Here is a 23,209-nt window from a genome sequence, read left to right as displayed (position 1 = left end):
CCTGACGTTCAGGCGGCCTGCATCTATGGCGAGGAAGCCGCTGGAGTCGAAGCGGACCTGAGCGCGTGGACGCAGCGGCTGTGGGCGGAGCTGCAGGAGCCGAAGACGCAGAGCGCGCGTTATCAAGCGGGCAAGCGTTATGTGTGCGAAGTGAAGCCGGCGGAGCTGCCGGCGGCGGACCGGCCGTTCCGAGCGGGCGGCACGTATGTGATCACGGGAGGCCTGGGAGGTCTGGGTCTGCTGTTCGCGGAGCATTTGTTGAAGCGGCAGCCCGCGAACCTGATTCTGACGGGAAGAAGCCGANGCATTTGTTGAAGCGGCAGCCCGTGAACCTGATTCTGACGGGAAGAAGCCGATTGGATGCGGAGAAAGGCTCCCGAATTCGGGAGCTGGAGGCGGCGGGCGGGCGCGTGATGTATCTGCAAGCCGATGTATGTGATCGGGAAGGGATGGAAGCGGGGCTGAGACAGGTCCGGGACCGTTTTGGCGCCATCCATGGTGTGATTCATGCGGCGGGACTGCTCAGCAGCCAGACGATCCTGAGCACAACGGCAGCGGAATTCCAGCGCATCCTCGATCCGAAAATCGAGGGCGCCCTTGTGCTGGATGAGCTATTGAGGGAGGAAGCGCTGGATTTCGTCTGCTATTTTTCCTCCTCGTCGGCGATTCTGGGCGACTTTGGCTCCTGTGACTACGCGATGGGCAACCGGTTCTTGATGGCGCATGCGAATTACCGGAACGAGCTTAGCCGGTGCGGGCAAAGGCAGGGCAAAACGGTAGCGATCAACTGGCCGTTATGGAAAGGCGGAGGGATGGGAGCCGGCGACGGCGAGCATGCGAAGATGTATTTGCAGGCGAGCGGTCAGCGTTATTTGGAAGCGGAAGAAGGCTTCGCGGTCTTTGAACGATTGGTGAGCGGAAGCAGCGCTCACACGCTGGTGCTTGTCGGACAGCCAAGCCGTATACGGCGGTTTCTGGGATTGAACGGGGCTTCGGTAGAAGCGAAGCCTCAAGGTGATTCGCTGTCGCCAGCCGTTGCCGCTGCCCGTCCGTCAGGGCAAGGAAGACGCCCTGAGATGAGGGGCTGGAGCGTGGAGCAGTGCTTGGAGCGGGAACTGAAAGAGCTGGTCAGCCAACTGCTGAAAATATCCCGCGAGCGGGTTGACCGAACGTCGAATCTGGCGGAATTCGGGTTTGATTCTTTAAGTCTCGCCCAATTCGCGGCAGCGTTAACGAGCTGCTTTGGCATCGAGACGTCACCTTCTGTGTTTTATGGGTACCCGACGCTAGGGCGCTTGGTCCATTATTTTCTGGGTAATCATGAAGCCGTTATTCAAGCTCATTATCAGGAGCACGAGGAGAGCTCCCAGTCAATGAGCGCGCTGAAGACAGCTGCAAAAGAGGTTGCCCGGAAACCGCAGAACCCGAGCGCCAATGACCGCATGTCACGTATTGCCCCGTTAGACGAGAATGGGGGAGATGCATCCCGGCAGTCCAGTGAGAAGATTGCGATCATTGGCATGAGCGGCCGCTTCCCGGATGCTCGCAATATCGACGAGCTCTGGCGTGTTTTGGCAAACGGAAGAAGTGTTGTAACCGAATATCCGTCTGAGCGTTTGGCAGGAAGGGCTGCCCGGACAGCTTCAGTGAAAGGCGGTTGGGTGCCTGGCGTTGACGAGTTTGATCCTGCCTTTTTTGAAATATCTCCACGCGAAGCGGAAAGTATGGACCCTCGGCAGCGGCTTCTTTTGCAGGAATCGTGGAGAGCGCTGGAAGATGCCGGATACGGGAACATGCAGATCGAAAAGAGCAAAATCGGCATATTTGTCGGCGTGGAGCAGGGTGACTACCTTATTTTAGATAGAGACACAAGCAATATTACGGCGAATCATAATGCGATTTTATCAGCCAGGCTTGCCTATTTCCTTAACTTGGAAGGCCCGGTCATGTCGATTGATACCGCATGTTCGTCGGGATTAGTAGCTGTGCATCAGGCTTGCGCCAGCCTGCGGAATGATGAATGCGATACAGCGGTGGCAGCAGGTGTCAGTTTGATTCTGTCTGATGAAACGATAGCCGGCATGGAACAAGCCGGCATGCTGTCCGAGGACGGTGCCTGCTATGCGTTCGATAAGCGGGCCAATGGGATGGTTCCCGCGGAAGCGGTGGCTGTAGTTGTACTCAAAAGGTTATCCCAAGCCGTGGCCGACGGTGATCCGATCTATGCGGTTATCAAAGGGAGCGGGATCAATTACGATGGCAAAACAAACGGGATAACCGCGCCGAACGGCGTCGCGCAGACCCGCTTGCTGAACGCGGTTTACGATAAATGCAAGGTGGACCCTGAGCAAATCGACTATATCGTGACACATGGGACTGGAACCAAATTGGGAGATCCGGTTGAAATCAATGCGCTGTACGACATGTTTAAAAGCCGTACCTCCAAGCAAGGCTACTGCGCGTTGACGTCAGTGAAAAGCAACATCGGGCATACGCTTGCCGCGTCCGGAATCGTCAGTCTCATCAGTCTCGTGCAGGCGCTGCGGCAAGAAGTGATTCCTGCCAGTCTTCACTGTGAGACGGAGAATGATTATATCAATTGGAAAGATAGCCCTTTTTATGTGAACAAAGCAGCCCGTCCCTGGCTGAAAAAGCAAGGGCAAAGCCGGATAGGCGCAGTGAGTGCTTTCGGCATGAGCGGAACGAACGCCCACCTGGTTATAGAAAGCTACGAAGAGAACAGCTTGAAACCAAGTAAAGGCCGCGCTCCTTATTATATGCTGGCATTTACAGCAAAGACGGAGAGCATTCTGCAAGAAAAGATCAAAGATATGGTCGCTTTCTTACGGGATGGAGAAGATGAACAGCTTCATTTGTCGAATATCAGCTATACCTTGCTGAAAGGGCGGCACCATTTTCAATACCGCTGTGCTGTCGTGGTTCAAGATAAGGAAGATGCCATTCATGTCTTAACTCAGGCTGTGCGTAAAGAACAATCGCCGTCTTTGTTTACAGGCACTGTTTCCCGTGATTTTACGGGGCAGAAAACGATTGAATGGTTTGTCCGGAGCCTGTTAGGGCAAAGCGAGTCGCTGCAAACAGATAAGCAGAAGTATCAGGAAATGCTGAAAGCTTTGGCCGAATTTTATTGTCAGGGTTATGACATGGATTGGGAACCGTTATTTGGCGAAGCGGCAGCAGCGCGCATCCATCTCCCTGCTTATCCATTTGCCAGAGAGCACTATTGGGTTCGGAAAGCTGTATCTCCTGCCCTTTCGTTACCTGTTCTACAAGCTGAAAATAACGGATGGACAACTGGGAACCCGGATAAACCAAGTAAAATCTCGTTGGTATCGTTAAGCGAAAGTTTGCCGTCTGCCCTGCAATCGGAGCAACCCGTTCCTCGCCGCATTAAACTCTCAACGCAGGACGGCACAAGGCCACTGGAGCTTGTTGAGCCTATTCGGGCAAAGTCTGCACCGTTGGCTGATCCGACGCCGGAACAGATCCGTTCCTTGCAGGAAGATTTGAAGTCCGGCCTGGCGGATGTTTTATATATGAAGCGTCATGAGGTTGATTTGGACAAAAATTTCGTGGAGATGGGACTCGATTCGATTATCGGCGTGGAATGGATGAAAGCGATCAATCACCAATTCGGAACATCGATTACCGCAACCAAAGTGTATGATTATCCAACGATTCGAGAGTTTGCAGCTTATTTAGCCGACCAGGTGAAGCTGAAGCTCTCCTCTCAGACTTATGCGGGCGCAAGCCAGAAAACGGCATTGAATGCCGGAGCGGAATTGGCCGCATCGCCTTCGCCTTCGCAAGAAAGCGAACGCTTGACAAAGCTGAATCAGGAACCTTCAATCGCGGCTTTGCAAGCGGAGCTTGCGGCCAGCTTAGCCCGCATTCTTTACATGAAACCAGGCGATGTGCATGCGGACAAGAAGTTTATCGAGATGGGACTTGATTCCATCTTGGGTGTGGAATGGATCAAAGATATAAACAAGCAGTACGGCATGTCAATTACAACAACCAAGGTATATGACTATCCGACGATTGAGGCATTCGCAGTTTTCCTTAGCGAGCAAATCAGGAGGGGCGGTCAAAACCGGCCTTTACAAGAGTCGCCTGCCCGCCCTGAGCAATGGGGAAATTCGGTCTTTCAGTCGCGATACCGTTCCAAATGGAGTTATTATGCAGGTTCAATGGGACGCGGTGTTGCTTCGGAGTCCTTAGTCGTAGCTATGGGCAAGGCCAAATTGTTAAGTATTTTTGGGAGTGCGGGTTTTAGAACGGAGCAAATCGAAGGGCATATCCAAAAAATCCAAGCTCAATTGAGCGCGGATGAGCCTTATGGCATGTGTCTGATCTCCAATTTTCACGATCCTGAAGAAGAGCGGCGGCAGGTTGAGCTGTTTCTTGCATACAATGTGCCTGTGATTGAGGTTTCGGCCTTCGCGGGAATGACCGAGCCGTTAGTTTACGGCAGAATTAAGGGAATTAGCCGGCAGCAAGGCCGGATTATGCTGCCCCGCCGAATGATTGCCAAGTGCTCGCGGCTGGAAGTAGCACGTCTGTTTCTGTCGCCGCCACCCATCGATCTTGTAGAAAGTTTGCTGCGCAAAGGATGGATTAATGAAGAGGAAGCGAGATTATCGCAATGCATTCCGATGGCCGATGATCTTGCCGTAGAGGCCGATTCAGGCGGGCATACGGATCAGGGTGTGGCTTTTTCTTTGATTCCTTCCGTGATTGCTCTGAAAAAGCGGTTGCATCAGCATTACGCTTACGAGGAAGAAATTATGATTGGCTGCGGCGGAGGAATCGGATCGCCTGAAGCGGTTGCATCAGCTTTTTCGTTGGGAGCAGACTTTATTTTCACTGGCTCCATTAATCAATGCACTGTGGAAAGCGGCGCTCACGAGGCGGTCAAGGATATTTTGAAAACGGTATCCATCCATGATACGGCGATCACGATTGCGGGAGACATGTTTGAGGCAGGCGCCAAGGTTCAAGTCGTCAAAAAGAACAGTCGCTATTATGCGCGCGCCCAGTCATTATTTCAATGGTATGCCCATTATAATGCCATCGATGAACTGCCTGCGTATATAAAGAACGAAATTGAAACAACCATTTTTAAGAAGACATTTACTGAAGTGTGGGAGCTTGTTTGCAATTATAAAAATCGCTGGAATCCGGAAGAAATCAGGGAAGCGGAGCATAATCCCCGCTTGAAAATGGCACTGATTTTCAAGTGGTATTTTGCCCATTGCGGCCAGATTACGCGCGACGGCGACGTATCTGAAGCGGACAATTTTCAGATTTTTTGCGGCCCGGCTATGGGGTCGTGCAACGAATGGTTGAAAGGAACGCGCTATGAGGATTGGAGAAACCGCCATGTGCATGAAGTGGCCGAATGGTTGATGGTTCAGGCATGTGCACGCAGACAACCCGTGCCGCCGGCTCCAGAGAAGCAGGAAGAACAGGGCCAGGCAAAGGGATATACGAAGATACAGGCTGACGATACGGCGATTGCTGTCCTTGGTATGTCGGGACAATTCCCCAAATCCCCGAACTTGGCGGAGTATTGGAACAATCTGGCGCAAAAAAGGGATTGCATTTCCGAAATTCCGGCGTCACGCTGGCCTTTTGCAGCTTATTATGATCCGAATCCAGAGAGTCCTGGCAAAACCATCAGCAAATGGATGGGTGTGCTGGAGGATGTGGATTTATTCGATCCCTTATTCTTTCATATCACTCCGGTTGAAGCTGAACTCATGGACCCGCAGCAGCGATTGTTTCTGGAGCACTGCTGGACTTCTATAGAAGATGCCGGGTTGCTGCCGTCCTCCCTGTCCGGCAGCCGATGCGGCGTATTTGTCGGCTGCGCTGCAGGCGATTACGGCAAGCGCGTCAGCCGGCAAGAGCTTAATGCGCTCGGGCTGATGGGTGAAACCCCCTCGATCCTGGCGGCGCGGATTTCGTATCTGCTGAATCTTAAGGGTCCGAGTATGGCGATTGACACAGCTTGCTCGTCGTCGCTTGTCGCCATCGCAGAGGCGTGCAACAGCTTGCTGCTGCGCAATACCGATCTGGCTTTGGCCGGCGGAGTCAATGTGATGGAAGGCCCGTCGCTTCATATTATGACGAGTAAGGCAGGCATGCTTTCTGAAGACGGACGGTGCTACTCGTTTGACAACCGGGCCAACGGATTTGTTCCCGGGGAAGGTGTCGGTGTTGTCCTGTTGAAACGGTTAGCCGATGCGGTCAGAGATCAGGATCAGATTCAGGCGGTGATTCGAGGCTGGGGCGTGAATCAGGACGGAAAGACCAACGGCATTACGGCTCCCAGTGCAAAGTCGCAGCGAGAGCTTTTACAGGATGAGGTATATGAACGCTTTGGAATTGACCCCTCGACTATTACATTAATTGAAGCTCACGGAACGGGGACGAAGCTGGGCGATCCCATTGAAGTGGAAGCCCTTACTGAAGCTTTTCAAGTCTATTCAACTCAACAAAATTATTGTGCATTAGGATCTGTGAAAAGCAATATCGGTCATCTGCTGCCAGCGGCGGGCATAGCGGGAGTATTGAAGGTGATACTTGCCTTGAAACAACAAATGTTGCCGCCTACGATCCATGTTGAAAAGGTGAATGAGCATATTGCGTTAAACGACAGCCCTTTTTACATCAATACGGAATTGCGGAAATGGGAGCTTGCTCCGGGAATACCGCGGCGTGCGGGTGTCAGCTCCTTTGGATTTAGCGGAACAAATGCTCATTTGGTGATTGAGGAGTATGTCAAAGTCTCTGCCGACTGGGATCGTAACGATTTGGCTGATCCACAGGCTCCAGTACTGTTTACCTTGTCAGCCAAAAGTGAAAAGCAGCTCATTGCCTATGTGGAGTCGTTCAAAAGGTTTGTTCAAGCTCATGGGCAGCTTGATATCGCGAACATGGCTTACACGCTTCAGACGGGAAGGGAAGCGATGAACTATCGCATGGCGTTCGCGGCCGGTTCACGGGCCGATGTGCTGCATACGCTGGAAGCATTTATCCGGGGAGAAGCCACACCGGCAACGGCAATTGGACAGGTGAAAGCGAATAACTCCGATGGGGATACGCAAGCCTTGCTCCGGACAACGTTGCGGGAGCGAAATCTGCGGCGGCTTGCAGAGTATTGGGTAAGCGGTCTGGAGCTTGACTGGAGCTTGCTGTACGGCGAACGATTCCCTCAACGGATCAGTTTGCCAACCTACCCGTTTGCTAAACGGCGTTATTGGGTAGAGCACAAGCATACGGGCGCAGACGGGGCAGAAGGAATACACAAGCAAGCCGATGCTGAAAGTTTCGACTCTGCGGCCGCAATGACGGAAACCGCTAATCCGGGTCGAATAGTCTTGCTGCCATTAACCGAATCTCAGCCGATCGCTGGTTCCCAAAGAGAGCCGTTCGCTGCCGCTGTTACGTTGGCGCCGTTAAGCTCTAAATTGGGCTCGGAACAGTCGCTTTCGAGAGAAACGGAAAGCGCTGCTTTGCTGAAAGAGCTGGCTGCCTGCCTGGCTGAGGCCTTATATCTTGATCATGACGACGTTGAAGCGGATACGAAATTGGTAGACATGGGTGTAGATTCCATCGTCGGTGTGGAATGGATTCAAACGATTAACAAGAAGTATGGGACATCTTTCCCGGCGACGATCATTTATGAGTATGCAACGCTGCGCGAACTTGCTCCTCTGGTGCAAAAAGAGGGAAGCCGGCGTGATTTGCTTCATCCCAATGGGATGTCGGCATCAACGGATGAGCGGCAACTTCCTTCTGCGGCAAGCGCCAAGGTTGATATAGAGCCGCAATCTGTGGTATCTCTTCGGGACGAACAGAGTATCTCTGTTTCCAATCAATCGGAGATTGCCATAACGGTTTTACTGGAAGAGTTGGCGGCAAGTTTGGCTGAGGCGCTGTATCTGGAGCCTTCCGATATTGATGTGGATGCCAGATTCGCGGATATCGGGCTGGATTCGATTGTGGGCGTAGAGTGGATCAGGGCGATAAACAAAAAGTATGGAACTTCATTTGGGGCTGCGATCATTTATGAGTATTCCTGCATCCGGGAGTTCGGACAATTTTTGAAAAGCGACTTTCATTCACAGGTAAGCCGGACTGCTGCAATTTCGAAAACCATTTCCCAATCAACGACGGGAACCGTATCGGAAATCATAACGCAATCTGCGCCGCAAGCTCCGTCAGAAGTCATGACGGAAACTACGCCGCATGCAGCGTCCCAAACGGGCGGGGAGCCGTCTGCTTCCAGCGAATATATAGAGGGGATTGCCATCGTTGGGATGTCGGGAACCTATCCGGATGCTAAGGATCTTGATCAGTTCTGGGACAACCTGGCTCTCGGCAAAAACTCGGTTCGCGAGATTACTGAGGATCGTTGGGATGTCAACGCCTATTATGATTCGCGTCCTTTCCAAGAAGGCAAGGTGAACTGCAAATGGCTAGGGATGCTGAACGATATAGATTGTTTCGATCCGCTGTTCTTCCATATTTCTCCCGGCGAAGCCGAAGCGATGGACCCGCAGCAGCGGCTGTTTTTGCAGGAAGCTTACAAAGCTTTTGAGCATGCGGGGTATAGTCCGGGATCACTCAGCAATCAAAAATGCTCGGTTTATCTGGGCATTATGAGTAACGAATATGGAAAGATGGCTGCCCAAAGTCACGCCAGTATTGCGAGTACGACAGGTAACAGCTTTGCTATCGCGGCAGCCCGCATTCCCTATTTTCTCAATTTGAAAGGCGCTGCGATCGCTATTGATACGGCTTGTTCCTCTTCATTGGTGGGGATACATCTGGCATGTCAGGCTTTATTGCAGCACGAAATTCATATCGCTTTGGTCGGCGGAGTTACGCTGTATTTGACCCCAGAAGGGTATGTGGACATGTGCGCGGCGGGAATGCTGTCTCCGGACGGCAAGTGCAAAGCATTTGACAATAATGCCAACGGATTCGTGCCTGGTGAGGGCGTGGGAGCCTTGGTACTGAAGCGATTGAAGGATGCTGAGGCGGACGGTGATACGATCTATGGCGTGATTGTCGGTTCCGGGGTTAACCAGGACGGCAAAACGAATGGGATCACGGCCCCGAATATGAGCAGTCAAATGGAGCTAACCGGGGATATTTATGAAAAATACAAGATTGCTCCGGACAGCATCAGTTATGTTGAAATGCATGGAACAGGAACGAAGCTGGGCGATCCGATCGAACTGGAGGCGCTGTCTCAAGTATTCAAGACTCATACAACGCGCACAAATTTTTGTGCAATCGGGTCGGTCAAAAGCAATATCGGACACACCTCCGCAGCCGCCGGCATAGCAAGTGTACAAAAAATCTTGTTATGTTTGCAGCATAAAAAACTGGTGCCTACACTGCATTTTGAACAGCCGAATCAACATTTTGACTTTGATGATTCGCCATTTTATGTCAATACCGAACTGATTCCCTGGAAAGCAGTATCCAATAAGCCTCGACGGGCCTGTGTGAGCTCCTTTGGCTACAGCGGCACCAACGCCCATCTTGTCATTGAGGAATACAGACCGAAGATGGTTCGGGAACCTGAGTCATTCGAGGGCGAAGATGGGCATTCACCGATGACGGTGGTATTGTCGGCGCAAAGCGAAGATCAGTTGGCGAATTATGCGGAAAAGCTGGGCGCTTGGATAGACAGCCACCCGGATTTCGAGCTGAGCGACCTGACCTATACTCTGCAGACAGGGCGCGATGCGTTGGATTACCGGTTGGCGTTGGTGACTGATTCCAAGCAAGAAACGCGCAGAGCATTGGCCGAATTCGCATCCCATCGGGCAGGCAAGGGCATTTATACAGCTAAAGTCGCCAAAGGGAAAAACGGCATCGGCCTGCTTGAGAACGATGGGGAACTCAGGTCCCGGATGCCCGCCTGGATCAAGGAGCGAAATATGCATGCTATCGCACAAGCTTGGGTGTCCGGTTTCAAAGTCGATTGGAGTATGCTGGAGGTCTCCAAACGTCCGCGTCGGATCGGCTTGCCAACCTACCCGTTCGCTAAGGAAAGATACTGGCTGCCGCTGAAGAAAGCAGCCGTTCTCGAAAGCGCCGGGATGACCTCGCGGACGGCTGTCCTGCATCCTTTACTGCATCAAAATACGTCGATTCTCACCGAACAAAGGTTCCGCACCACACTGACGGGTGAAGAGTTTTTCATAAAGGATCATCAGGTCAAAGGAGAACGGATTTTGCCTGGGGCAGCTTATCTGGAGATGGCTCGGGCCGCCATCGAACGATCAACCGAGCCTGAGAAAGCCGGGCAATTCTCCGTAAGGCTTCAACATATCGTGTGGACGAGCGCCGTTATTGTCAAGGATACGCCTGTAGAGCTTTATATTGGGGTATATGCGGGTGAACAAGGTGAAATCGGCTACGATATCTACAGCATACCGGAAGAGGCCGGAGGCGATCGCAAGATTCATGGTCAAGGTCACGGAGCTCTGGTCGCACAAGAACAAAGCCCTGTTTGCGATCTGCCGGCTTTGCAGGAACAGTGCAAGGATCGTGTGCTTACTGCTGAACAATGTTACGGAGCTTTCAGTGCGATGGGGATCGATTACGGTCCAAGCCATCAGGGGATTGTACACCTCCATACAGGCACCGATCAAGTGTTGGCGAAACTGGCGCTGCCTTCTTGTGCAGCCGATACGCAAAAGCAGTATACCCTGCATCCAAGCATAATGGACGCGGCTTTTCAGGCCTCCCTCGGCTTGCTGATGGATTCAGGCCTTCGCGAGCCCGCCTTGCCTTATGCGTTGGATGAACTTACTGTACATGCTGCCTGCACGTCCGCCATGTGGGCTTGGGTGCGGTACAGCGAAGGAAGTCAGGCCGACGGCAAGATCATGAAGCTGGATATCGAACTGGTTGATGAGAACGGCCGGGTCTGTGTCAGTATGAAAGGCTTCTCGACGCTGATATCTCAAGGGAAGGTTATCGTCAACCGCAAGGATTCGAACTTGCATATGCTTCAGCCAAGCTGGCGTCAGCAGAGCATTGCCCAAACGGCTGCCGTTTCTGATTTTACGGTTCGCCGCGTGCTGGTGTGCGATCCGGACGCGCCATTCTCAGGAAATGGAAATGGAAATGACCAAGCAAAGGGGGGACGCGGATTTGTTGTACGTTCCGAATAACAAGGGCATTGGGGAACGTTTTCAAACCTATGCCATTCAGGTATTTGAAGAGATTCAGCATATGCTTCAGGGTAAGACTAAAGGCAAGATGCTGCTCCAACTGGTGATTCCCTTGCAGCGGGATTTGCCTATCTGCTCGGGGCTTTCCGCTCTGCTAAAAACAGCTCAACTGGAAAATCCGAACTTTAACGGGCAAATCATCGAAGTGGAGACGACGGACAGGAGTCAAGCGGAAATCGAAGCCTTATTGGAAGCAAACAGCCGTTTCCTCGACGATCATTGGATTCGGTATCAGGATGGCGAAAGATACGTCGCCAGTTGGAGCGAGGTGGAATCATCCCAACAGGATTCCGCGATTCCTTGGGTTGACCGCGGCATTTACCTGATTACGGGCGGAGCAGGGGAGTTGGGTCTTCTCTTTGCGAAGGAGATTGCCCGGAAGGTGAAAGAGGGGATCGTGATTCTTGTAGGCCGTTCCCCGCTTAATGAGAAAAAAGAAGCCAGTCTCCGCGAAATTGAACGATTGGGCGTTCGCGTTTCGTATCGGCAGGCCGATGTCGCTGACGAGACAGAGGTCATCCAACTGGTTCAAAGTATTCGTGAAGAATTCGGAGGAATTCATGGAATCATTCACAGCGCAGGCATCATTCGCGACAATTTCATTATCAAGAAGACCAGAGAGCAGTTCATGGAGGTGCTTGCCCCCAAGGTGACGGGATTGCTCAATCTGGATCATGCCACAGCGGCGATGGAGCTTGACTTTTTTATCATTTTTTCCTCGACGGCAGGAATTTTAGGCAACCCGGGCCAAGCGGATTATGCGGCAGCTAATGCTTTTATGGACGCCTACGCCAAATATCGCAATGGTTTGATGGCTCACAACCAACGAAAAGGACGCACAATTTCGATCAACTGGCCGTTGTGGAAAGAAGGCGGCATGCAGATCGACCCTAGATTCGAACAAATGATCGAGCACAGTACAGGGATGCTGGCGATTGACACAGCTTGCGGCATTCATGCTTTTTATCAAAGTGTGGCTTCGGGACAGGAACAGGTAGCGGTGATCAAAGGCGATGCGCGGAAGCTTCAGGGAGCCGCAGGAGCTCCCGAGGCGGATATAGAGGCTCCGAAAGCAGAAGCCGGAAAACAAAGTCCGGCCGACCTGCAGGCAGGAGATCACGAGTTGGAGGAGCAAGCGGCTGTTTATGTGAAAAAGTTGCTTTCCTCCGTCATCAAGCTCCCGCCGGCACGTATCCAGGCCGAGATCCCGTTCGAACAGTACGGAATTGATTCTATTATGGTTATGCAAATGACGAATCAACTGGAGCAGGTATTCGGAACTTTACCGAAAACGCTATTCTATGAATATCCCAATATAGCCGAATTGACGGCGTATTTCTTGCAAGTATATCCGGAACGATTGAAAGACAAGCTCGGGTACGCAGACAAAGCAGCCGCTAAAGAGGCGGCGTGGTCTTCGGTTCCACAGATAAGCCATACGCGGCTTATCGAGTCCAAAGATGAACAGCAGGCCGGAGCGGCGGATATCGCCATTATCGGGTTGGCGGGACGATACCCGGGAGCCGGCCATATCAGGGAGTTTTGGAGGAACTTGAAGGAAGGCAAAGATTCCGTTGCCGAAATCCCCGCAGACCGCTGGGATTATAAGCAGTATACGCACAGCAAATGGGGCGGCTTTGTAGATGGAGTGGATCAATTCGATCCGCTCTTCTTTTCGATTTCGCCTCGCGAGGCGGAATTGATGGATCCGCAGGAACGCTTGTTTTTGCAATGTGTCTATGAGACGTTGGAGGATGCCGGGTATGCGTCCCGTGCTCCGATCGGCGCGAATGGCAGCGCGAGTCCGGATGCTGTCGGTGTATTTGTCGGGGTCATGTACGAAGAGTACCAGTTGTATGGAGCGCAGGAGCAAGCAAAGGGAAGGACCGTTACGCTTTCGGGAAATCCATCTTCGATTGCGAACCGCGTATCGTATTTTTTTGATTTCCACGGACCGAGTATGGCGATAGACACGATGTGCTCATCTTCCTTAACGGCGATCCATTTGGCTTGCCGCAGCATACTATCGGGCGATTGTGAGCTGGCGATTGCCGGAGGCGTGAATGTGTCTGTGCATCCGAATAAATACTTGGCGCTGGAGCAAAGCCATTTTACGTCCAGTAAAGGGCGCTGTGAAAGCTTTGGCGAAGGCGGCGACGGTTATGTGCCTGGCGAAGGCGTAGGTTCTCTCCTGCTTAAGCCGCTTTCAAAGGCCATTGCCGGCGGGGATCACATCTATGGAGTAATTAAAGGAAGCGCAATTAATCATGGCGGAAAAACGAACGGCTATACGGTCCCGAATCCGAACGCGCAGGCCAAAGTAATTGACAAAGCCTTGAAGAAAGCGGGTATTGATCCGCGAACGATCAGCTATATCGAGGCTCACGGCACAGGCACTTCTTTGGGAGACCCCATCGAAATTACAGGTCTGGCTAAAGCGTTCCAAGCGTCTACGCAAGACAAGCAGTACTGTGCTATAGGCTCAGTAAAGTCAAACATCGGACATGGAGAGAGCAGTGCCGGCATCGCTGGACTGACGAAAATCCTTCTGCAAATGAAATATCGGCAGTTGGCGCCTTCTTTGCATTCCAAGGTATTGAATCCTCATATTGATTTTGGCAGTACGCCCTTTATCGTTCAGCAGGAGCTGGCTGAGTGGCAGCGTCCGTTGGTTGAGGTAGACGGGGAAATGAGGGAGTTTCCGAGAATTGCAGGCATTTCCTCTTTTGGAGCGGGAGGTTCCAACGCCCATATACTGGTCGAGGAATATATTCCCGGGCAGCCAGCGGCGGGCTGCTCGGCTTCGGCGGCGGAGAGTACTGTGCTTATTGTGCTTTCCGCCAAAAATGAGGAGCAGCTTCGCGGTCGTGTCGAGCGTATGGTAACCGCGATTCGAGAATGGCCGTTAACGGATGGCGATTTGCTCTCGATGGCATACACCCTCCAGACGGGACGGGAGCCTATGGAAGAACGGCTGGCTGTTAAGGTGGACTCGGTACAGGAGCTTGAGGCCAAATTGCTGGCCTATTTGAATGATCAGGCCTCGCTGGAAGACGTGTTCTTCGGGCAAGCCAAGCTCATTCAAACGGGGCTCGATGGATACGCCAACGATGAAGATATGGAAGAAACAATTGCAGCATGGATTCAAAAAAGGAAGTATAGCAAGCTGCTTAAGCTTTGGGTGAACGGCTTGCATGTGAACTGGAACTTATTATACGGCGATGTGAAGCCCGGTCGCATCTCTTTGCCGACATATCCGTTTGCGAAGGGCCGCTATTGGATCGCCAGGTCAGAAGACAAAATACCTGCAGCCGTAGAGGTGCAGCTGTCAAACCTGCCGGCAGAGGACATAGAGCCGACGACATGTCCGAAGCGTAATTTGCCGCCAGTCGGAATGGCGGGAGAATTTGCTTCGAGCCAGGCCGATAAACCAAGCGGCATTGCTTTGACGCCGGTGGCAAACGAAGCAGAGCTTGCGGCTCCGCAGCGCTCTGCGCCAAGCGTCTTTCCTGCCAAATCCGCCGCAGCGATCCGGAAGGAATTAGCGTCCAGCCTCGCTGCTGCTTTGTATATCGATCCCGGTCAAATCGATCCTGATCAAAAGTTAATCGATATGGGAATGGACTCGATCATAGGCGTGGAATGGGTTCGTATGATTAACAAAGATTACGGAACTTCTTTTGCGGCTACCGTCATCTATGATTATCCGACGATTCGCCAGCTTGCAGGACTGTTGCAAAACGAGCGGATTGAAGAGAAGGTCCCGGAGAAGGTCCCGGAGAACGTCCCGAAAGAAATCGAAGCCGTTCCAGTCAGTCAGGCAGTTCCGGATGCTGTCGGACTTGCGAAAGAAGACAAGCTTGCCGGCGCCGAACATCCTCCTGCTGGCAAGGCTAATCAGCAAGCACACTATACGGAAAACCCAGCTTGCAGAGAAGCTGTGGCGATTGTGGGAATTTCCGGCAGATACCCGGGTGCGGAGGATGTTGATCAATATTGGCAAAACCTCGTTGCCGGCAAAAATTCCGTCAGGGAAATTCCCCCGGATCGTTGGGATATTAACCGTTATTACAAACAGGGGCAGGGTCAAGCCGGTCCTATGTATTGCAAATGGCTCGGGGTACTGAATGAAATCGAATACTTCGACCCATTATTTTTCAATATTTCACCGAGTGAGGCGGAGATGATAGATCCTCAACAGCGCATCTTTTTACAGGAAGCCTATAAAGCCTTCGAGGATGCAGGATACGGTCCTGATGAATTGAACAATCAAAAATGCGGCGTCTACTTGGGCATGATGGGTAACGAGTACGGCCGCAGGACGAGCAGCAGCAAGACTGGCATTTCGAGTACGACAGGCAACAGTGCAGCGATTGCCGCAGCGCGCATTCCGTATTTTTTGAATCTGAAAGGCCCTGCAATCTCGATTGATACAGCCTGCTCATCCTCTTTGGCAGCTGCCCACCTGGCAAGCCAGGCGCTTTTGAACCGGGAAGTGAACATCGCGTTGGTTGGCGGGGTGACGCTGTATTTGTCGCCGGACAGCTATTTGGACATGTGCTCGGCGGGGATGTTGTCTCCGGACGGTCAATGCAAAAGCTTTGATAACAGCGCCAACGGCTTTGTTCCCGGGGAAGGTGTCGGAGCATTGGTGCTGAAAAGGTTGGAGGATGCTGAAGCGGATCATGATCATATCTATGGCGTCATTATCGGATCCGGTATGAATCAGGACGGCAAAACGAATGGGATCACTGCGCCCAGTATGAGCAGCCAAATAGAATTGGTCCGTGACATTTATCAAAAATACGATATTTCTCCGGAATCAATCCGTTATGCGGAAATGCATGGCACGGGCACCAAGCTTGGCGATCCGATCGAACTGGAGGCGCTGTCGAAGGTATTTAAAGAGCATACGGAAGACAAACAGTTTTGTGCGATCGGATCAGTGAAAAGTAATATCGGCCATACGTCCGCTGCTGCCGGAGTCGCCAGTGTGCATAAGGTTTTGTTGTGTCTTAAACATAAAAAGCTGGTACCGACCCTTCATTTTAATGAGCCGAATCAGCATTTCAACTTCAAGAATTCACCTTTTTATGCCAATACGGAAGTGAAACCTTTGCAGGGGAAATCATCGTCTCCTCTTCGCTGCTGTGTAAGCGCCTTTGGATACAGCGGAACGAATGCCCATCTTGTGATTGAGGAATATCGCAAGCCGGACAAGAGGCTGAAACATGCTGACGCCAGAGGCGATCAGCCTGTTCTCATCGTATTATCGGCTCAAAGCCGGGAGCAGTTGATACGTTATGCGCAAGCAATGAAAAGCTGGCTTGAAATTGAAAAAGATGCGGATTTGCAGGATTTCGCCTATACCTTGCAAGTAGGGCGCGGCGGTATGGACTATCGACTGGCATTTGTGGCGTATTTTGTTGAAGATGCGGTGAAGGCGTTCGACGATTTTATTCAGGGTCGTCCTTCCGCCCAAATGTGGAATGCAAAGGTTAGTAAGAGCAATGCGGAAATTTTTGAAACGGAAGAAGAAGCTCAGCTTGCTTTGCAGCATTGGCTTCGCACCGACCGTCTGGACCAGGCTGCGGAAGTATGGGTGAAGGGCCAACCTTTATGTTGGAACTTGTTGTACGGTTCAGAGAAGCCTAACCGCATCAGTCTGCCAACTTATCCGTTCGCGAAGGAACGCTGCTGGATTGCAGATGACTTCGTGCAGACGAGCGGTAATCAGGAGGGGGCTGATTGCTCTTCTTTCATTCACCCGATGCTGCACCGCAACGTGTCGGATTTTTCGGGAACTCAATTCAGCTCCGTTTTTACAGGAAAAGAGTTTTTCCTGGCTGATCATACGGTGCGAGGAGAACGGGTTTTGTCAGGGGCAGCTTGCCTGGAGATGGTTCGAGCGGCTATTCATGAGGCGGCAAACTTATCACGTGCGGATCAGACGATGATTCGGTTGAAGGAAATCGTCTGGCACCGCCCCCTTGCTTTCAGGAATCCGCTGCTTAAGGTTCATATCGGATTAACGCAAACGGGCAAGGGTTCCATGAACTTTGAGATTTACAGCGGATCAGGGGAAGACAACACGGCGAAATCTGCTGTGTACAGCAGCGGAAGTGCCGAGCTTGTTGCAAAATCCGGGAATTTCAACCTGGATATAGAAGCCTTGCTGTCTCAATGCAAATCCGCGGCGCTTACTTCCGGCGACTGCTACGATGCGTTCAAACGGATGGGCATTGAGTATGGCGCAAGCCATCGCGGAATAGACAAAATTTATATAGGAACCGATCAAGTTACAGCAAAGCTTTCACTGACATCCTTGGCGAGTCGTGTACAAGACTCCTGCTTCCTCGATCCCGGTCTGATCGATTCAGCCTTTCAGGCATCAATTGGTCTCGTATACGGATCAGCGAATTTGCAGCTGTCGGTACCCTTTGCGCTGCAAACCGTAGATATCTTGCGGGATACGAACGCTTCCGGCATGTGGGCGTGGATTCGTTACAGCAAGGATGAAAATGCGGATGACAAGTCACGGACAGTGGATATTGATATTTGCGACGAGGAAGGGATTGTATGTGTGCGAATGAAAGGACTTTCGACCTGGGTATTGGAATCGGAATCGTCTATAGATGCCAGTGAAACCGAGTTCTATATCCGGCTTACCAAGCAAATATCCGAGGGTGACTGGTCGGAAGAGGAAGTTGAACAAATCCTGCGGTCTCGCATCGGGGCAGGAGGGGCATATGGCTAACCAACCCAAATTGAAATCCTTGTATCAGCTAATTAAAGAAGGAAAAATAGATCCGGAGGATGCCGTTCAGCAATTCAAGCGTTTGGCCTTGGAGCATGCCGGGCAATCCGGCCCTTCGAATCCCGTGCAAGCGGCTTTTCAGGGCGGCTCACATGCAGTTCACCTATCCATCGATACTTTGAAAATAACTCTGCGGGAAACCATCGCTTCGCTCTTGAAGGTGGGAATAAGCGATGTGGACGATGCAATCCTGTTCGATCAGGGGCTGGACGCGGTCCAGCGGACCGAACTGGCCCGGGTGCTTCAGCGGGAATACGGCTTTGAGCTTGATCCTGCTGTATTCGCCGAGCCTATTGACTTGCAGAGTCTGGCGGCTTCTCTGATAGAGGAGAACCGCCATGCAATCTCGGAGCACGTGACGCCGCCGCAAGCAGCAACTTCCCCAAATTCAGGGGAAGCTTTCTCGGCAGACTTCAACCAATGGCTAAGGGATAAAGCGGAGGGTTATATCAAGCGATTGCTGTCCCCCGTGATTAAGCTTCCGGCGCATCGCATCGAATCGGATGCTCCGATCGAGAGATATGGAATTGATTCCTTAATGGCAGTTCAATTAACGAGTCAATTAGAATCATCGTTCGGGCCGCTGCCCAAAACGTTGTTTTTTGAATATCAGAACCTTCGGGAATTGACGGCTCATTTCTTGGGGAGCTATCGGCAATCGTTTATGGATGTATTGGGAGTCTCTTCTTATATGGAGACAGGAACTGAACACAAGAGCAAACCATCAGCCATTGCCGATATATCAGAGAAAACCGTTCAGGGGTATGCGGAGAGCGGAGCTCTGGATATTGCGGTCATAGGATTAGCCGGGAAATACCCCGGAGCGAACCATATACAAGAGTATTGGCACAATTTACAGCAGGGCATAGATTGCGTAACGGAGATTCCTTTGGACCGCTGGGATCATAGCGAGAACAGGGGCAGCAAATGGGGCGGCTTTCTGGAAGGTGCGGATCGGTTCGATCCCCTCTTCTTCCAAATAGCGCCGAGAGATGCGGAGACCATGGATCCCCAGGAACGTTTATTTCTGCAATGCGCTTATGAAACGCTGGAAGATGCCGGATATACGCGAAAATCTTTTCAGGCAAGCGCAGACGGAGGCTTGGGCGGGAACGTGGGCGTCTTTGTAGGGGTCATGTACCAGGAGTACCAATTGTACGGCGCGCAGGAACAGGTACGGGGCCGCTCGGTGGCACTCTCCGGAAACTCATCGTCCATTGCCAACAGGGTTTCGTATTTTTTTAACTTTCATGGACCAAGCATGGCGATCGACACGATGTGTTCTTCTTCCCTGACAGCGATTTATTTGGCATGCCAAAGCATCAAAAGCAGGGGTTGTGAATTAGCGATTGCCGGAGGGGTCAACCTCTCCATTCATCCGAATAAGTACCTGGCGCTTGAGCACGGAAAATTCGCATCGAGCAAAGGGAGGTGTGAAAGCTTTGGTCAGGGCGGAGACGGTTATGTGCCTGGAGAAGGCGTAGGCGCTGTGCTTTTGAAACCTTTGGATAAGGCCGTTGCTGATGGAGATCACATATACGGTGTCATTAAAGGGGTTTCCATCAACCACGGCGGCAAGACAAATGGTTATACAGTGCCGAACGTCAATGCGCAATCAGCCGTCGTTGCCAGTGCCTTGAAAGAGGCGGGCGTTGATCCGCGGAAGGTCAGTTACGTCGAAGCGCACGGCACGGGGACCTCTCTTGGCGATCCGATCGAAATCTCAGGATTAACGAAGGCATTTCAGGCATATACCCAGGACAAGCAATTCTGCGCAATCGGTTCGGTAAAGTCGAATATCGGGCATGCCGAAAGCGCGGCGGGAATTGCCGGATTGACCAAAATTTTGCTGCAAATGAAACACGGTCAGTTAGTTCCTTCTTTACACGCGGAAGCGCTCAATCCGCATATCGATTTCGACCATACCCCCTTCTTCGTTCAACAGAAGTTGGCGGAATGGCAGCGTCCCGTCATCAGGGATCGAGAGATGACCGGAGAGTATCCGAGAATTGCAGGCTTGTCTTCCTTTGGCGCAGGGGGATCGAATGCTCATATTGTGATTGAAGAATATATACCGGATAGCCGGGAACGGGCGATGCCTCTCATCACGATACAGAACCCGGCTCTTATCGTGTTATCGGCAAAAAATGAACAGCAGCTCCGCCAGCAGGCGGAACGTCTCCGATTGGCTTTAAGTGACGGCGGCTTCTCTGACGGGGATTTGCCGGATATTGCTTATACGCTCCAGATTGGACGGGAGGCTCTGGAAGAAAGATTGGCGCTGACGGCTGTATCGATTCGTGAACTGGAAGCCAAGCTGAATATGTTCCTGGAAGGCCATGAGGAAGCGGAGGATATGTATCGCGGGCATGTTAAGGCGCACAAGGAATTGTTGAGCTTTTTCGGAGACGATGAGGAGTTGAAAGAAGCTGTTGAGAAATGGATCAAGCGTAAGAAATACGGTACGCTGCTTGATTTCTGGGTGAAGGGAATCACGCTGGATTGGAGTCTGTTATATGGCTCGAACAAACATAAACTGCGTCGCATCAGCCTGCCCACGTATCCCTTTGCCAAAGAGCGTTATTGGGTGCCCGAGGGCGCCATTAGGGAACTCGCAGCGGGAGCGGGATTTATTGCTGCGCTTCATCCGTTGGTTCAACAAAACAGCTCTATTTTTGAGGAAATGCGGTACAGCTCCGCCTTTACAGGTCAGGAATTTTTCTTGAAGGATCATGCTGTGCAAGGGCGGGCTGTTATGCCGGGTGTCGTACATCTGGAGATGGCGCGTGCAGCCGTCAAGGCCGCGTTGGATGGCCGCCCGGCTGATCTTGCAACTGCGGATCAATGGGGCATTCGCCTATATAACGTACTTTGGACGCGTCCCTTGGCAGTAGATAAGCCCGTTCAGATTCACATCCGTTTAACACCGGAGGAAGAAGGGGACATAACCTTTGACATATTCAGTGAGCAGGAGGAACAGGAAGGAGAGCCTGTATGGTACAGCCAGGGAAGCGCCGTTTTGCATCAGGTTCATCACCCCCCTTCCCTGGATCTTCTGACCATTCGGGAATCCTGCTCGATAAACCGATATTCCTCTACGGATATTTATGATACGTTTCGTTCGATTGGTATCGAATATGGTCCAAGACAGCGGGCTATTCAGGAATTGTACGCGGGGCATGGCCAAGTTTTGGCTAAGCTTGCGCTGCCCGAATCCTTGAATCAGACATTAAAGCCCTACATTCTTCATCCGAGCTTAATGGATGCGGCACTCCAAAGTATGCTTGGTTTGGGCATGGGAGATGCCGCGAATATCCGACTTTTGTTGCCTAACGCTTTGCAAGAACTGGACATCTTTGGAGCCTGCGGTTCTTCCATGTGGGCCTGGATTCGATATCAGGTTGACAGTGAAACGGATGTGCGGGGCAATAAAGAGACAATCATGGATATTGATTTGTGCGACCAAGAAGGAAAAGTCCTGGTACGGATGAAAGGTATTTCTTGCGCGGAACTTGCTGGAGTCCGGATTCGGGCAGCCAGGGATACGAAGGATACATTGAGGCTTCATGCGGAATGGCGTAATCAGCCGATTACGTTGCAAGCATCATCGGCTGATTACGGGGATCATTGGATTATTTTATGTGATCCCAAGGCTGATTGGGCAGAACAGATTGAGAGCCGGATGAGCGGAGTCCGCTGTCTTGTTTTGAATTCGAAATTGTCAGGCCCGGCCGAAAAATATCAGAGCTATGCGCTTCAGATGTTTGAACACATTCAAGCGCTGTTGAGAACGAGAACTGAACGCAGCGTGTTCATGCAGCTTGTCGTGCCCTTGCGTGCAGAAAGCCGACTGTGCGCGGCGCTCGGCGCTCTGTTGAAAACAGCGCAAGCGGAAAATCCGCGTATCCGCGGACAAGTCCTCGAAGTCGAGGCGGACATTGGCTCCGACGTTTTGGCAGCCATATTGAACGAGAACAGCCAATTGCCTGATGACGAGCGAATTCGCTATGCGGGCTCTCAACGATCTGTATGTTTCTGGAAGGAAACGCCCATTCCAAATGAAGAACAGGCAATCCCTTGGAAAAAGCAAGGGGTCTATATCATAACAGGCGGAGCAGGCGGTTTAGGGTTGATTTTTGCGAAAGATATGGCGGAGCAGGTCGGCAATGGCGTGTTGATTTTGTCTGGCCGATCCCCGCTGAACGCGGAGAAGCGAGCCAAGCTGAAAGAAATCGAAGCGCACGGAACTCAAGTGGTCTATCGACAGATGGATGTGACAGATCCCGCAGCAGTTGAGGAGCTTATACGTGAATCAGTAAGACGGTTCGGCGGCATCGATGGCATTATTCACAGCGCAGGCGTTACACGCGATGCCTATATGATTCAAAAGTCCGCCGAACACTTCAATGAGGTTCTCGCCCCCAAGGTGGCAGGTTTAGTAAATATGGACGAAGCTGCCGGCGCCATGGATCTGGATTTCTTTATGATGTTCTCCTCGATTGCCGGAGCGGTCGGCAATCCGGGTCAGGCAGACTATGCCGCAGCGAATGCTTTTATGGATGCTTATGCGAATTATCGCAGCAGTCTCGTTTCTCAAGGAAAGCGCAAGGGACGGACACTATCGATCAATTGGCCGCTCTGGCATGAAGGCGGGATGCGCGTGGGAGGCGAGATGGAAGCCATGATGGCGAAGCATACAGGCATGACATCTCTGAAGATCCCTGTTGGTCTGCAGGCCTGTTATCAAAGTCTTGCTTCCGATTGGGCGCAGATGCTTGTATTGCACGGCGACCGGGAAAAATTACGGTATTTTATAGGAGGCTTTGAGAGCAATGAAGAAGCAGAGTCTCCTGCCGATGCCTATTTTGTAAGGATTTCGGAAAAAGTTTCCAGCGGCGAATTAACTGAAGAACAATTCAGGGAAATTATCCTTTTGCGGTAAGGTGAGGTGGGAAACAGAATGGATCAAGATGTGAAAGGGTTATACCGTCAAATCAAAAGCGGGAAGATCACCCATGAACGAGCTGCCAGAAAAATTCAGGAGATGGTGCGGAGCAAGCAAATTCCGATTCTTAATTTTGCGGCCGATCCGGACAGTGGAGCCATT

At 51.7% G+C, this 23,209-nt stretch carries 2 protein-coding genes and 2 pseudogenes; all 4 read left to right on the top strand.

Going from position 1 to position 23,209, the window contains the following annotated elements; genetic code table 11:
• The first annotated feature begins 141 nt into the window (after nucleotides 1–141).
• A complete protein-coding gene (locus AC0LWT_RS36750; protein ID WP_474686774.1) occupies nucleotides 142–315 on the top strand; it encodes a KR domain-containing protein in 174 nt (57 codons plus the stop codon).
• Nucleotides 309–11,225, top strand: a complete 10,917-nt coding sequence (locus AC0LWT_RS36745) for a PfaD family polyunsaturated fatty acid/polyketide biosynthesis protein (RefSeq protein WP_474686773.1) — start codon at nucleotides 309–311, stop codon at nucleotides 11,223–11,225. The genes AC0LWT_RS36750 and AC0LWT_RS36745 overlap by 7 nt, the downstream gene beginning before the upstream one ends.
• A gap of 283 nt (nucleotides 11,226–11,508) precedes the next feature.
• A pseudogene (locus AC0LWT_RS36740) lies at nucleotides 11,509–17,895 on the top strand (SDR family NAD(P)-dependent oxidoreductase); the annotation flags it as partial.
• Nucleotides 17,896–18,193: 298 nt separating this feature from the next.
• Nucleotides 18,194–22,766, top strand: a pseudogene (locus AC0LWT_RS36735) (SDR family NAD(P)-dependent oxidoreductase); the annotation flags it as partial.
• Nucleotides 22,767–23,209 lie beyond the last annotated feature (443 nt).

This window comes from Paenibacillus sp. sgz302164, assembly GCF_056120505.1.
This window is presented reverse-complemented; position numbering and strand designations above follow the sequence as displayed.